Here is a 13,779-nt window from a genome sequence, read left to right on the forward strand (position 1 = left end):
CGGTTTAAATAAAAAATCCGACCACAGTATTAAACTTTTGCTCTTTTAGCTCTGCATATTCCGGGCCCAGATTTAAGCACTCAATCTCTTAGATTTTAAACCGATTAATGAAAATAAAAATTTGACCAGATATTTAATTCAAATTTCTGTTTCCTTTATTAATAAGCGCAATTTTTTTAAAAACTTTAAGATAATATTTTTTATTTATCGTTTTTATGTTTAAGGAAAAAATTAAACTGAAATAATCTTCACATAGCACTATAACTAAAATATCTGAGATCAGAGTTTTAATATATTATTAAATCTACTTAATAATAAAAAAGCATCCAAATCGGATGCTTTTTTATTAGCCTTATTTTAATACGAATGCATTAAAAATTAAGCTTGTAACTCGCGCGCTTTAGACATGGTTAATGCCAGGTCTTCAATCATGTCTTCCTGACCACCTACCGTACCACGGCGACCCAGTTCCATCAGGATTTCACGTGCAGATACGCCATATTTCGCTTCAGCGCGTTTAGCAAACAACAGGAATGAAGAGTAAACACCCGCATAACCTAAAGTAGCCGCATCACGGTCTGCACGAATTGGGTTGTGCATCATTGGAATCACTAGATCTTCAGCAACATCTTGTACTTTGAACAAGTCAACGCCAGTGTCCATACCCATACGGTTTGCCACAGCGATAAACAGTTCAAGTGGCGTATTACCTGCGCCAGCACCCAAACCTGCAGATGCCAAGTCAACACGTACTGCACCTGCCTGAACCGCAGCAACAGTATTCGATACACCCATACCTAAGTTGTGGTGACCGTGGAAACCAAGCTCAATGCTTGGGTCCAAGTGTTGACGTAAGTGACCTACGCGATCAATAACGTCTTGAGGAAGCATATAACCTGCTGAATCTGTCACATAGATACAGTTTGCACCGTAAGACACCATCTTGTTTGCTTCTTCAAGCAATTTTTCAGGAGATGCCATATGCGCCAACATTAAGAAACCGACGGTGTCCATTTCTAGTTTACGTGCAGCGGTGATGTGCTGCTCAGAACAATCCGCTTCAGTACAATGCGTCGCCACACGAATGGTAGAGACACCAATTTCATGTGCCATTTTCAAATGGTCAACCGTACCGATACCAGGTAAAAGCAATGCAGAAATTTTTGCATTTTTCATACGTGGCACAACAGCGGATAAATATTCTTCATCCGTTGCAGCAGCAAAACCGTAGTTCACTGATGAACCGCCAAGGCCGTCACCGTGCGTTACTTCAATTAAAGGTACGCCGGCATCATCAAGTGCTGTTGAAATTGCAATCATTTGCTCAACAGTCGTTTGATGGCGCTGCGGGTGCATACCATCACGTAAAGTCATATCATGAACAATAATCTTAGACATTTTGGTATTCCTTTAAGCTTCAGCGGTGTTGAACACGTGTTCTGCGAACATTTCTGCAGTACGTGCAGCTGCTGCAGTCATAATATCCAGGTTGCCTGCGTATTTCGGCAGGAAGTCACCCAGACCTTCAACTTCCAAGTAAATTGATACGCGGTTGCCATCAAATACCGGACCATTTACCAGCTTGTAACCTGGTACGTATTTTTGAACTTCCTTGATCATGGCATGTACAGATTCAGTAATCGCTGCCTGATCCGGCTCACCTTCAACCAAGCAATGTACTGTGTCACGCATCATTAAAGGTGGCTCAGCCGGATTAATGATAATGATCGCTTTACCTTGTTTCGCGCCGCCGACTTTCTCGATTGCACCCGCAGTGGTACGTGTGAATTCATCAATGTTTTTACGCGTTCCCGGACCAACCGACTTAGTCGATACAGTTGCAATGATTTCGCCGTATTCAACAGGTTGAACGCGAGAAACCGCAGCCACCATCGGAATCGTTGCCTGACCGCCACATGTCACCATGTTCACGTTTGGTACTTCGCCCGCTTGTAGCAATGCTTCAAGGTTGACTGGTGGTACACAAAATGGACCAATCGCAGCAGGCGTTAAGTCGATCATCAACACGCCAAGTTCATTCAGCTTGCGGCTGTTTTCAGCATGGACATAGGCAGAAGTTGCATCGAATGCAATTTTGATGTCATCAGCAATCACATGAGGAAGCAGACCATCGACACCTTCAGCTGTGGTTTTTAAACCCATTTTCGCAGCACGCGCCAAACCTTCAGAAGTCGGGTCAATCCCCACCATCCAAACAGGCTCTAACCATTCGCTACGTTGTAATTTATAAAGCAAATCAGTACCAATATTCCCTGGACCGATCATTGCACATTTAATCTTTTTCATGAATGTACTCTCTTGGAATCTTGATTATTCAGCAGCGAATGCAGCGGTTACTGAACCGAAGCCTTCAATTTCAACCTTGAATTCATCACCTGGTTGCGCCACAACCATTGGACCTAAAGCACCCGTCAAGATGATGTCGCCTTTTAAAAGCGGACGGCCACGACGCACCATTTCATCTGCAAGCCAAACAGCAGCATTCAATGGGTTTGCAAGACATGCTTTACCCACGCCTTGAGAAACGACTTCCTCACCGCGCGTCATCACCATCTTGCAGTTCACAAGATCAAGTTTTTCTAACTTAACCGGCTGAGAACCCAAGACAAATGCAGCAGAAGATGCGTTATCCGCCACAGTATCAATCAGGCTAATTTTCCAGTTTTCGATACGGCTATCGACCACTTCAATTGCAGGCAGTGCATAATCAGTTGCGCTGATAATGTCTGCATACGTGTGTTTTTCTTTGGTTAAATCCTGGTTAATCACCAATGCGATTTCTGCTTCAACTTTCGGCTGAATCAGAAGGCCGGCTGGAATTGCTTCACCATCGCCATAAGCCATATCGGCAAATAACATACCGAAATCCGGCTGATCTACACCCAGTTGCGCTTGAACGACTTTAGACGTCAAACCGATTTTACGACCCACCAGACGGCGACCTTCAGACAAAGCACGCTCGGTATTCACTTCCTGAACGGCATAGGCGATATCTACGTCAGCACTTTCACCGCCAAGTTCCGGGCGAATCGGTGCAATCGCAGTTTGTGATAATTCAGCGCTACGAAGTGCTTGTGCAACTGATTCAACAACAGCAGAATTCGACATCAATGTTTCCTTAAACTGCAAAAATTAGGCTTATGCCGGGATCTAAGAGGGACAGAAAATAGGGACATGATCAGGCTGATCATCCGCATGGACTGCCTTTCTCAGAGCGAGCATAGGAATAAACAGTTTTAGGATGGGAAAAATCCGGCGTTTGTGCCAATAGTTATTTTATTTTTTGCTATAGCTATTATCTATAAGAATAATTTATAAAAAACGAAATAAAACAAAATCTTATTATTTAAAACACATCTCTATTTAGCAAAATAACTGCCGTAATATGACCGAATAAAATCAGTACAATTACGACTTTAGACTAAAAGATAAGAACCAGCGCTTAAATCTGCCGCATTCCCCAGCCAATTTAAACCGGGGAAATACATTCCTTGCACTGCAACCAAGATACTGGATTAAACTGCTGGTTTCCATTGGACTTTAGCCAACAATGCACTATGCAAAGCAGCCACATCATCCACGATACAGACTGGATTAAATTGAGCCAAAAGTTCAGGCGCATGTACGCCATAACTTACGCCAACACTTGGCATGGCAATATTTTGCGCCATTTCCAGATCATAAGACGTATCACCGACCATGATGGCATGTTCAGCCTGCACACCGGTTTCCGCCAGAATTTCTTCTAACATTAATGGATGAGGTTTAGAATGGGTTTCGCTGGCTGCGCGCGTAGTCACAAACAGCTCCTCACTGTTCGTCTGTTTCAATACACGATCCAGACCTTTACGACTTTTACCTGTAGCAACAGCCAGCTTTACGCCTTGCTGCTGTAAATCTGCGAGCATGTGCGCTACGCCTTCAAACCAGGAATCTCCTGACGAGTTGGCAACATAATGGTCGGAATAAGCCTGCAAAATATCCGTATGTAATTCTGGTACTGCCGGGAATAAACGCTGCGCGACTTCAGGCAAACCTAGGCCAATAATGCTTTTGGCATCTGCATTCGTTAAAGGCTGCTGAAATTGCTGTGCGGCAAACTGCAAACTCGCCACGATTTGACCAACTGAATCAAATAAAGTGCCATCCCAATCAAAAATGACCAATTTTGCAGGTGTGTTCATAAAGATTTCCTAGATTTGATTCAGGGTTAAGTAGCTTTAACACCTCTCCCTAGCCCCTCTTTAAGAAAGAGGGGAATTCCCTCCTTTTTCAAAGGAGGATGAGGGTGGATTGAATTTATTAAAAGAAAAAAATAAGTCCTTACTGAGCAGCCGGTTTATCCGCTTTCTGCGCTCTTAACTGCGCCACCAGACTCTGCATATCTTCCGGCAATGGTGCTTCAATTGCTGGATAGCCCGGAATGTCCAGACGCATTGCATGTAAACACAAACGGCGTGGTTTTGGCCCACGATATTCTGTTTCATGACCATACTTTTCATCGCCTACAAGCGGATGACCAATACTCAACCCGTGTACACGAATCTGATGGGTACGACCAGAAAGCGGAGATGCATACACCAGCGTGGCATGCATAAAACGCTCTTGCACGTTCCACTGGGTTTTAGACTCTTTGCCTTCTTTCGGTGACACGCAGACGCGACGTTCACCATTGGCCAGCTCGTAACGATGTAAAGGTGCATCAATCAGCTGTTTATCCAGACTGACCTGCCCTTTTACCACAGCGGCATAGGTTTTTTTGATTTTATGTTCACGCAACATATCTTGTAATGTTTTCAACACGCTACGCTTTTTGGAAATCATCACCAGACCGGAAGTATCACGGTCAATCCGGTGAATCAATTCCAGATACTTTTTACCGGTTGCTGCACGTAAGCCTTCAATCAGACCATAGGCCACACCGCTACCGCCATGCACGGCAATCCCGGATGGCTTATTCACGACCATCAGACCTTCATCTTCATAAATCACACGGGCCAATAAGCCTTGTGCCACTTTGTCGGAAACCGGTGCTGCAGATTCATCTTTTTGTTCATAGCGAATCGGCGCAACGCGAATCTGGTCACCGATTGCAAGTTTGGTTTCTGCTTTAATGCGTTTTTTATTAACGCGAACCTGGCCTTCACGAATCAGACGATAGATACGGCTTTTTGGCACACCTTTCAGACGACTAAACAAGAAATTATCGATGCGTTGTCCATCTTGATGTTCATCCACTTCAAACCAAGTGACGTTTTGCCATTGTTGCGTAGAATTCATACAGTTACTATGACCCAAAAAATACTAAAATTGATTAAAAACTGATCACTTAGGTTATGCTTTACACAAGAAACATAAGCTTAGCCCATAGGCAGATGATGCAAGGTTTGATATAGTCAGCGCACGGAAACCATCGTTTGTGAGTAAAAGTTGAATCATTTCAGATTTTTCTGAACTTGATTGTTCAATTAAAGACTCACATGATACGGGAAGGTCCCCAAAGAATTATGCCACGCCGAAGGCTTATTATATCGGCAAACAAAGCAAACTGTTGCGTTTAATTGTACCTCAGGTACATAAATCAGTTTGTCTTAAAAAATATGTCGCCAACTTTGTTGGTTTTTAAACGTAAACTGATACACATCAGATTAGTCGCAACCTGAAGACGACTTCAGGCTACAGCGTTGATGCATTGGATCTGCACAGTTTGTAAAGATACGACGACAATTCCGTATCAAGACACTTTCTATAAAGAAGGGATGATCTTCGAGCAATGTGACAGTGAAAGTTACACACATCCAATGCACCGCTCGTCCGCCAGTGAAGCGTTCAGGTGACTTTAATCCGTTTAAAGATTGAAGCCGTATTGCCATCATCAATACGTGAATCAAAAACCGAAGCCCATCTATATTAAATAGAGCTCGGTCATAAAAGACTCAAACCACAATGAAATTCATTGCAGATTTGAGCCATTGATCCGTGATGTGTGATGTTCGCTACGTGTATAGCGATTTTTTGCTGTGTATCACTATAAGGTGTTACACCCATGAAACGTATGTTGATTAATGCAACACATGCCGAAGAAATTCGCGTTGCACTTGTCACTGGTCAGCGTCTTTACGATTTTGATTTAGAAAATCGTACCCGTGAACAAAAAAAATCCAATATCTATAAAGGTCACGTGACTCGCGTTGAGCCTTCTTTAGAAGCTGTATTCGTTGAATACGGTGCAGGTCGCCAAGGCTTCCTGTCAATGCGTGAAATCGCAAATTCATATTACAAAGCCGATCCTCGCCAAACTTCGAATATCCGTGAACTGATCACTGAAGGCACCGAGCTTCTGGTTCAGGTGGAAAAAGAAGAGCGTGGTAATAAAGGCGCTGCCTTGTCTACTTTTATCTCACTTGCTGGCCGTTATTTGGTCTTGATGCCAAACAACCCGAAAGGTGGTGGTATCAGCCGTCAGATTTCTGGTTCAGTGCGTGAAGAACTGAAAGAAATGCTGGCAACACTGAACGTGCCACGTGGTATGAGTGTGATTGTGCGTACTGCCGGGATCGGTCGTTCACAAGAAGAATTGCAACTCGACTTACAGCACTTGTTAGACCTTTGGGCACAAATCCAGAGCACGGCAAGTTCAGGTCCATCGCCAATGTTGGTACATCAGGAAGCGGGCGTGGTAACACGTGCCATTCGTGACTACCTGCGTGATGATGTTGCTGAAATCCTGATTGACTCAGAACAAGCCTATAACGAAGCCTATAACTTCGTAAAAGCGGTAATGCCACGTCAGTTAGAAAAACTGAAAACTTATACCTTAAATGAACCTTTATTCGCGCATTTCGCGATTGAAAGTCAAATTCAAACCGCTTATGAACGTGAAGTAAAATTGCCTTCTGGCGGTTCGATCGTGATCGACCAAACTGAAGCTTTAGTGTCAATTGACATTAACTCAGCAAAATCGACTCGCGGTAGCGACGTTGAAGACACCGCGTTAAATACCAATATTGAAGCGGCAGAAGAAATCGCGCGTCAATTACGTTTACGTGATATCGGTGGTCTGGTGGTGATCGACTTCATCGACATGACCAAAGACCGCAACCAGCGTATGGTGGAAGCGAAGCTGCGTGAAGCGACGCAAAGTGACCGTGCCCGTATCCAGTTCGGTCAATTGTCACGTTTTGGTTTGATGGAAATGAGCCGTCAACGTCTGCGTCCTTCTCTTGAAGAAGCGACTGGCTACGTTTGCCCACGCTGCCATGGTACCGGCATGGTTCGTGATCTTCGTTCTTTATCACTTTCGATTATGCGTAAAGTGGAAGAGATCGCGTTACGTGAACGTCATGGTGAAGTTCAAGTCGAAGTTCCAGTCGAAATTGCTGCCTTCTTATTGAATGAAAAACGTCACACCTTGGTCTATTTAGAACAGACTTCAAATGTACGTGTCACTGTGCTGCCGCATCCGCATCTGGAAACACCGCATTATGAAATCACTTATAATGCCGAAGGCTTTGCACCAACCAGCTATGAACGTACTGAAGCAACTCGTTCAAGTGAAAAAGAGTTGGGCTATGAGTCATCTGAATGGCATTTAGAAGAAGAACAACATACGCATGCTGCTGCACCAGCGCCTGCTCAACAGCAAAACAACGGCAGAAACAATAAACGCCGTAACCAGCAAAACCAAAATGCACAGCAAGTACCTGTTGCGCAACAAGCTCCTGCCCAAGCACAAGTTGCTGCTCCTGCATCTAGCCCATGTGCCTGGTTAGAAAACCTCTTTGTTCAAAAACAGGCTGCGACTGTTGATCAATCGCGTACTGCCAACAATGCAGCTGCAGCAATTGAACAAATGATCAATGGCGGTGCGGTGAGCCGTGGTCAGTTCGGTCAATTGTCTGCACCGGTGGCACAACCTGCTCCACAGCAAGTATCTCAACCTGCTGCTCCGGCAAGCAGCAATGCTTACCTGGCACCATCGACTGTAGCGCAAAAACAGGAACGTGATGCTGAAAAACCGGCTGAACGTGATGAAAGAGCACCGCGTCATAACAACAAAAAACCACGTAATCCGAAGCACAAAGAACCGCGTGAGCAGGTTCAGTCTGAAGCTTCCGCTCCTCAGCAACATCAGGTGCATGAAGAAGTGGTTCAGGTATCTCGTCAAGAGCAACGTCATGAAGCACGTGAAAACAAGCGTAATTCTCGCCGTCAGCATCACAACGAGCCATCTCAGCAAAATGATGTTCAAAACAATGAGCAACAGCCACAACAGGCAATGCCACGTCGTGACCGCCGTAACCAGCCACGTCAGGAACGTCCAAATCGCCACCGCGATCCAAGCGTGCTGAATGAGCAGGCTCAACAAGCAGCACCTGCAGTCGTTGAAGCGCCAGCAGTCAATGACAAGCAGCTTCGTGTTGAGTTGGTCGATGCACCACGTCAAGACGTGATGCCAACAGCCATGGTCGTGAATATTGACCAGGCGAAAAGCGAAATCGTGGCATTGAATGACAATGCTGCAGTTGTAACGCCAGCGGTTGAAGTTACTGCACCGGCAGATGCGCCAGTTGAAGAAGCCGCTGCTGAAAATGTGGTGGAAGCTGCACTGACAGCACCTGCTGAAGAAGTTGTGACAGCGGAAGAATCAAGTGCTGAAAAACCTCGTGCCAGCAACGATCCGCGTCAGCGTCGTCGTCAGCAACGTGAAGGACAGCCTCAACAGGCTACAGTTCAAAAGTTGACTCCGTCACAAGTACCAACTTTGGGTCAGTTCACTATTGGTAGCCTGATTCGCCATGTTTATGGTGAAGACTGCTCCGTACTGATTGAACAGTTTGGTTTATTGCCAACCTTCAACCGTGCTCTAGAGAAGTTCACAAAAGAGTACAACGCGAGTCTGGTGGCTGCAGCATCGCCTGCCGCAGAGAAAAAACCGGTTACCCGTGATGTTCAAGTAACCGTAGCCAAGGTTGAAGCAGAGCCTGCTCCAGTTCTGGACCTGACTCCACCAAAACCGGTGTCGGACAAACGTGTCGCAAACGATCCACGTGAGCGTCGCCGTCTAGCTAAACAGGCTGCAGAACAGGCCCTACAACAAGCCAAGCAACAGGCTAAAGTAGAAACAGCTCCGGCAGTTGAAACTGCGCCAGAAGCACCTGTAGCAGCAGAAGCGCAAGCAGAGTCAGCTGAAGCAGCAGCAACTGAAACTCCAGTAGCCACTGAAGTAGCTATTGAAGAAACCGTAAATGCTCAGCCAGCTGAACAAGCCACTGAAACGACGGCACCAGTAGATGCAGCTCCTGCAGAAGAGACTCCAGTGACTGAAGCTCAACCTGAAGATGCTGCGCCAGTTGAAGCAAATGCTGAATCACAAGCTCCTGTTACAGAAGCCCAAGATCAGGCCGAAGTAACAACAGAAGACACTGAAGCCAGCGAAGCTGAAAAAGCGGAGAAACAGGCTGCTCGTCCACGTCGTCCACGTGGTCGTCCACCGAAAAAAGCCAATACTACAACTGAATCATAATTTGCTCAATTGCAGTCATATAAAAAAACCTAGTCATTTCGGTGACTAGGTTTTTTTTGCTAGATTTAGTCAGAATAGGTTGATTGCACTAGTGTTTTAACGCTAAAAGATGGCTAGCTCGTCTACTGTATATAAATTGAACGTATCGGATACGAAAAATAAATAGGATTCTCATGACCCAAATGAAACCACACGATCTGATTGGGATTGCAGATGTCGCTGCCAAAATCCCGGCTTTCTTGACCAAAGTGCCCAATTTGCTCACTGGTCTAAGACAGGCATATTTACGTACTCCGAACACACCGGCCGGCCTGGGTCTGGCTTTTGAAAAAGCCACCAAGCGTAACCCGGAAGGCATTGCCTTGCGTTTTGAAGAGCAAAGCTATAGCTATGCTGCTCTCAATGCCTGGGCCAACCAGATTGCCCATTTCTATCTATCCTTGGGTGCCAAGAAAGGTGATGTCGTTGCCGTGATGGTCGAGAACCGTCCTGAACTGATTGCCAGTGTAATTGGTCTGGCCAAACTGGGTGTGACGACCGCTTTAGTGAATACCTCTCAAGTCGGCAAGGTGCTGACGCATAGTATCAACCTGGTCAAACCGATTGCCCTGATTGTCGGCGAAGAGTGCCGTCATGCAGTTAACGAGATTCGTAATGACCTGAATATTAGCAGTGACCGCTTACACTGGTTTGCGGATCAAAATACTCAAGCCGATCCGGGTCAGGCGCCTGAAGGCTTTATCAACCTGGCTGAAAAAACCGATCTTGCTCCCAAAGTCAATCCATCAACCACCCATTCGGTGCAGGGCAAAGACGGGCTGTTCTATATTTACACCTCGGGCACGACGGGCCTACCTAAAGCGGTGATCTTTACCAATGGCCGCTGGACGCTCGCTTATGGCACCTATGGGCATGTGCTAAACCTCAATCAAGATGATGTGATGTACTGTACCCTGCCGCTTTATCATGCCACAGGCATGGTGGTGTGCTGGTGCGGTGTCATTGCAGGTAGCAGCACCCTGGCGATTCGGCGTAAATTTTCGACCTCCTCTTTCTGGAAGGATGTACAAAAATTTGATGCCTCTGCGATTGGTTATGTCGGTGAGCTGTGCCGCTATCTGATGGATGCTCCCTCATCTGAACTGGAAAAAGGCCACCGCGTGACCAAGATGATTGGAAATGGGATGCGCCCAAATATCTGGGATAAATTTAAATTCCGTTTTGGCATTCAGGAAGTGCTGGAACTATATGCCTCCAGTGAAGGCAATGTCGGTTTTAGCAATATTTTCAATTTTGACAATACCGTCGGTTTCTCACCCACACCGTATGCCATTATTGCCTTTGATAAAGATAAAAATGAGCCGGTACGAGACCTTAAAGGCCGTTGTAAACGGGTGAAAAAGGGCGAGACTGGTTTACTGATTGGTAAAATCACCCGTCGTTCACCTTTTGATGGCTATACCGACCTCGAAAAAAACAAGTCAGTCATCATGCAGAATGTATTTACCAAAGGTGATGCTTACTTCAATACCGGGGATCTGATGCGTAATATCGGCTTCCGTCATGCGCAGTTTGTCGATCGTCTGGGTGATACTTTCCGCTGGAAAGGGGAAAATGTTTCTACAACTGAAGTGGAAAACATGCTGACCGAGTATGACAAAATCGTTGAAGCGGTGGTGTATGGCGTAGAAATTCCCAATACCAATGGTCGTGCCGGTATGGCCGCGATTACCCTGCAACCCGATGTAAAATTGGATGATGCAGATTTAGCAGCCATGGCCGCTTGCTTTAAAAAATGCTTACCAGCTTATGCAGTACCAGTATTTTTACGCGTACAACAGCAAGTTGAAACCACAGGCACCTTTAAATATCAGAAAAATAAATTGAAAGAGCAAGCATTTGATCCGAGTAAAACCGATGAACGCCTGCTGGTGTTATTGCCAGGTGCAACGGCATATTTCGAGCTCACCGCAGAGATTTTTGCCAATATTCAGGCCTATCAATATCGCTTCTAAGTACTGAAGTTGCCTATTTTTTGTTTAGATAAAGCATAATTGTTGTATTTATAATCAAACATGGGCAACTTTGTTATTTTTTGCTTGCGCTGAAATGAGATCTTGCTACAATACGCTCCATCAAACAAAGTGGTGCTTTAAGCTATTTAGCTTGACTTGCACTGCACATTCAAACCTGGTTTGAATGATGGTTCAGGGTCGTTAGCTCAGCTGGTAGAGCAGCGGACTTTTAATCCGTTGGTCCCGCGTTCGAATCGCGGACGACCCACCACTTATTTGATATTCCTTGATGGGTCGTTAGCTCAGCTGGTAGAGCAGCGGACTTTTAATCCGTTGGTCCCGCGTTCGAATCGCGGACGACCCACCATCTTCCGAAAGGATCACGTAAAAGTACACCACACTCTTGCGTCATAAAAATGGTCATTATCATTTTTATTCCTCAGGGTCGTTAGCTCAGCTGGTAGAGCAGCGGACTTTTAATCCGTTGGTCCCGCGTTCGAATCGCGGACGACCCACCATTCTTCCCTTAGAATGTTTCTCTGATTTCCCTCATGATATTTTAATTAAATTGCGATGTTTTGGTCGTGTATTTCTGCGCCTAGATTTTATGCTCACGCGTCCCCACCACTCGCCTTTATTGTCTAATCTAAATCGTATTTGAATTAAGCTTTCGACCAGATCAGCCGATTTTTATCGGGCATTATTTTTGAATATGAAAGGATGTGTCTTTGACCAGTTCATAGGCTTTTGAAGGTGCCGGATAGCCGCGATCAAATAGTTCCCGGTTGGTTCTTTCCTTTTCACTATAGATTTTTTCCAGATTCATGACCAAGTGATTTGAATCTTTAATCTTATAGTAAAAGCTCGCCCCTTCTTTGAGATTCACCACCACATCGGTACGTTCCGGATTGATAAACCAGCGGTCTTTACGGTAGGTGATATTGTGAGCCGTGCTGTTTTTGGTATTATCAATAAATACTTTGCCATACTGTAAAATGCTGCGATGCACCGTACCGTCCGGTAGTAAAGTCAAAATAAATTCTGCCTTGCCTTCAGTACAAGGCGCAAAGCGGCCATCACAGTCGATTTCAGTATGATAGCGGCCTATAAACGCCTTGGCATCCTCTGGTACAGTTGCCGGGTTTAAATCAGCTTCTGCCGGAAGAGTCGCCTGCCCTGCGACCTGAGTTAAGGATTTGGCACTGACGGTCACTACATCGGCCTTTGTATTGGCAGCGGAAATTTTAACACCTTCTTCTGAGGTCGCCTGACTTTCCTGTTCAGGTTTGACTTGCTGCTGATCACAAGCCTGCAAAATCACCATACTCCCCAACACCAGGCTACATTTAAAAAAACTGCTTAATGTACAACGGGATACATCCAATTTCATTTTTAATAAACCTAAATAGGAAAAATGGCGAGCAAAAAGCACACAGCAAAGCTGCTGAACTTTACACAAGAGTTCAATAGAATTTTCACTATGTTAGTAGCTCTTAGATCTGGTTTTAATCTTTATTAACATTACTTAACGATTTTATTTTTAATCAGCACTTTAAAAAGCTTAAGCAAACTCCATTTCTTTAAGTATGGATCTAGTTTTAGGATTCACACCTATTTTTAATCAGGAGATTTTAATGGCCAATGTTGGTTTATATCGCTCTAACCGCTCAAACATGATTGCAGGTGTGATGGGTGGTATTGCTGAACGTTTTGGTTGGAACGCAAATTTATTACGTCTAATTTTTGTGGTGATTTCAATCATGAGTGCCGCCTTCCCGGGTATTTTGGTTTATCTGGTGTTGTGGTTAATCATGCCGAAAAAACAGTACAGAATTGATCATGACAGCGTTCATCAACCTCAGGGCTATCAAAATCCTGTGCGTACAGTGAATCAGGATAAACGCTATTAAGCTGTACAGTCATTTTTAACAAGCGTTCTTAACCAGTTTCATCGCAGAGCTTCCTCTTTCACCCCGGTTAAATGGGATGAAATTTTGATGCCACGGTAATTTCCCCAAGTTATCGTGGCTTTTTTTGCCTATCTTTTATGATGACTGAGCTTTAGCCTCTCTGTTTATCTTTCAGATTGATTCAAGATCAACTGCATCCTGCGATTGATATAAAAAAATCTGCTTAAATATATTTTTAGCATTCACTTAACGTATTTTTAAGCTGTCGCTGATCGTAAAAAGTGTATGCTCTAAAAATAAAAAAGTA

The 13,779-nt window shown here is 44.8% G+C and carries 9 protein-coding genes and 3 tRNA genes; 6 read left to right on the top strand and 6 right to left on the bottom strand.

Translation table 11 applies throughout. The annotated features are described in order from the left end of the window. Nucleotides 1-378 precede the first annotated feature (378 nt). From dmpG to ACO1B7_RS05290, 5 genes are all read right to left on the bottom strand, one after another. Nucleotides 379-1,398, bottom strand: a complete 1,020-nt coding sequence (gene dmpG, locus ACO1B7_RS05270) for a 4-hydroxy-2-oxovalerate aldolase (protein WP_005102984.1) — start codon at nucleotides 1,396-1,398, stop codon at nucleotides 379-381. 12 nt (nucleotides 1,399-1,410) lie between these two features. After that, a complete protein-coding gene (locus tag ACO1B7_RS05275; protein ID WP_004647362.1) occupies nucleotides 1,411-2,307 on the bottom strand; it encodes an acetaldehyde dehydrogenase (acetylating) in 897 nt (298 codons plus the stop codon). Nucleotides 2,308-2,331: 24 nt separating this feature from the next. Continuing rightward, entirely contained in the window at nucleotides 2,332-3,129 is a 798-nt protein-coding gene (locus tag ACO1B7_RS05280) for a 2-keto-4-pentenoate hydratase (RefSeq protein ID WP_004647361.1), read from the bottom strand. 407 nt (nucleotides 3,130-3,536) lie between these two features. Then, nucleotides 3,537-4,205 carry an HAD-IA family hydrolase gene (locus tag ACO1B7_RS05285; RefSeq protein ID WP_005102977.1) on the bottom strand — a complete coding sequence of 223 codons (669 nt, stop codon included), beginning with the start codon at nucleotides 4,203-4,205 and terminating at the stop codon, nucleotides 3,537-3,539. Nucleotides 4,206-4,344: 139 nt separating this feature from the next. Continuing rightward, nucleotides 4,345-5,301: an RluA family pseudouridine synthase gene (locus ACO1B7_RS05290; protein WP_004278531.1), complete on the bottom strand. Its 957-nt coding sequence runs from the start codon at nucleotides 5,299-5,301 to the stop codon at nucleotides 4,345-4,347. Nucleotides 5,302-6,067: 766 nt separating this feature from the next. Here ACO1B7_RS05290 and ACO1B7_RS05295 point away from each other — a divergent pair. From ACO1B7_RS05295 to ACO1B7_RS05315, 5 genes are all read left to right on the top strand, one after another. Beyond that, the gene (locus ACO1B7_RS05295; RefSeq protein ID WP_174894680.1) at nucleotides 6,068-9,547 is read left to right on the top strand and encodes an Rne/Rng family ribonuclease; all 3,480 of its coding nucleotides are present in this window, start codon (nucleotides 6,068-6,070) and stop codon (nucleotides 9,545-9,547) included. A 173-nt stretch (nucleotides 9,548-9,720) separates the two neighbouring features. Then, nucleotides 9,721-11,562: a long-chain-acyl-CoA synthetase gene (locus ACO1B7_RS05300; RefSeq protein WP_005102975.1), complete on the top strand. Its 1,842-nt coding sequence runs from the start codon at nucleotides 9,721-9,723 to the stop codon at nucleotides 11,560-11,562. Between the two features lie 195 nt (nucleotides 11,563-11,757). Further along, nucleotides 11,758-11,833, top strand: a tRNA-Lys gene (locus ACO1B7_RS05305). 20 nt (nucleotides 11,834-11,853) lie between these two features. Then, a tRNA-Lys gene (locus tag ACO1B7_RS05310) sits at nucleotides 11,854-11,929 on the top strand. Nucleotides 11,930-12,004: 75 nt separating this feature from the next. Continuing rightward, a tRNA-Lys gene (locus tag ACO1B7_RS05315) sits at nucleotides 12,005-12,080 on the top strand. A gap of 182 nt (nucleotides 12,081-12,262) precedes the next feature. Here ACO1B7_RS05315 and ACO1B7_RS05320 read toward each other — a convergent pair. Beyond that, nucleotides 12,263-12,952: a hypothetical protein gene (locus tag ACO1B7_RS05320; protein ID WP_005102972.1), complete on the bottom strand. Its 690-nt coding sequence runs from the start codon at nucleotides 12,950-12,952 to the stop codon at nucleotides 12,263-12,265. Between the two features lie 244 nt (nucleotides 12,953-13,196). On the opposite strand from ACO1B7_RS05320, the gene ACO1B7_RS05325 reads away from it, so the two are divergent. Then, nucleotides 13,197-13,472 carry a PspC domain-containing protein gene (locus ACO1B7_RS05325; RefSeq protein ID WP_004278536.1) on the top strand — a complete coding sequence of 92 codons (276 nt, stop codon included), beginning with the start codon at nucleotides 13,197-13,199 and terminating at the stop codon, nucleotides 13,470-13,472. The last annotated feature ends 307 nt before the right edge of the window (nucleotides 13,473-13,779 follow it).

This window comes from Acinetobacter lwoffii (assembly GCF_049367455.1).
Classification (GTDB): Bacteria; Pseudomonadota; Gammaproteobacteria; order Pseudomonadales; family Moraxellaceae; genus Acinetobacter; species Acinetobacter lwoffii_W.

Excerpts from the sequence above, each read along its gene's own strand:
- dmpG (WP_005102984.1), bottom strand. The coding sequence starts at position 1,398 with ATGTCTAAGATTATTGTTCATGATATGACTTTACGTGATGGTATGCAC.
- ACO1B7_RS05275 (WP_004647362.1), bottom strand. The coding sequence starts at position 2,307 with ATGAAAAAGATTAAATGTGCAATGATCGGTCCAGGGAATATTGGTACT.
- ACO1B7_RS05280 (WP_004647361.1), bottom strand. The coding sequence starts at position 3,129 with ATGTCGAATTCTGCTGTTGTTGAATCAGTTGCACAAGCACTTCGTAGC.
- ACO1B7_RS05285 (WP_005102977.1), bottom strand. The coding sequence starts at position 4,205 with ATGAACACACCTGCAAAATTGGTCATTTTTGATTGGGATGGCACTTTA.
- ACO1B7_RS05290 (WP_004278531.1), bottom strand. The coding sequence starts at position 5,301 with ATGAATTCTACGCAACAATGGCAAAACGTCACTTGGTTTGAAGTGGAT.
- ACO1B7_RS05295 (WP_174894680.1), top strand. The coding sequence starts at position 6,068 with ATGAAACGTATGTTGATTAATGCAACACATGCCGAAGAAATTCGCGTT.
- ACO1B7_RS05300 (WP_005102975.1), top strand. The coding sequence starts at position 9,721 with ATGACCCAAATGAAACCACACGATCTGATTGGGATTGCAGATGTCGCT.
- ACO1B7_RS05320 (WP_005102972.1), bottom strand. The coding sequence starts at position 12,952 with ATGAAATTGGATGTATCCCGTTGTACATTAAGCAGTTTTTTTAAATGT.
- ACO1B7_RS05325 (WP_004278536.1), top strand. The coding sequence starts at position 13,197 with ATGGCCAATGTTGGTTTATATCGCTCTAACCGCTCAAACATGATTGCA.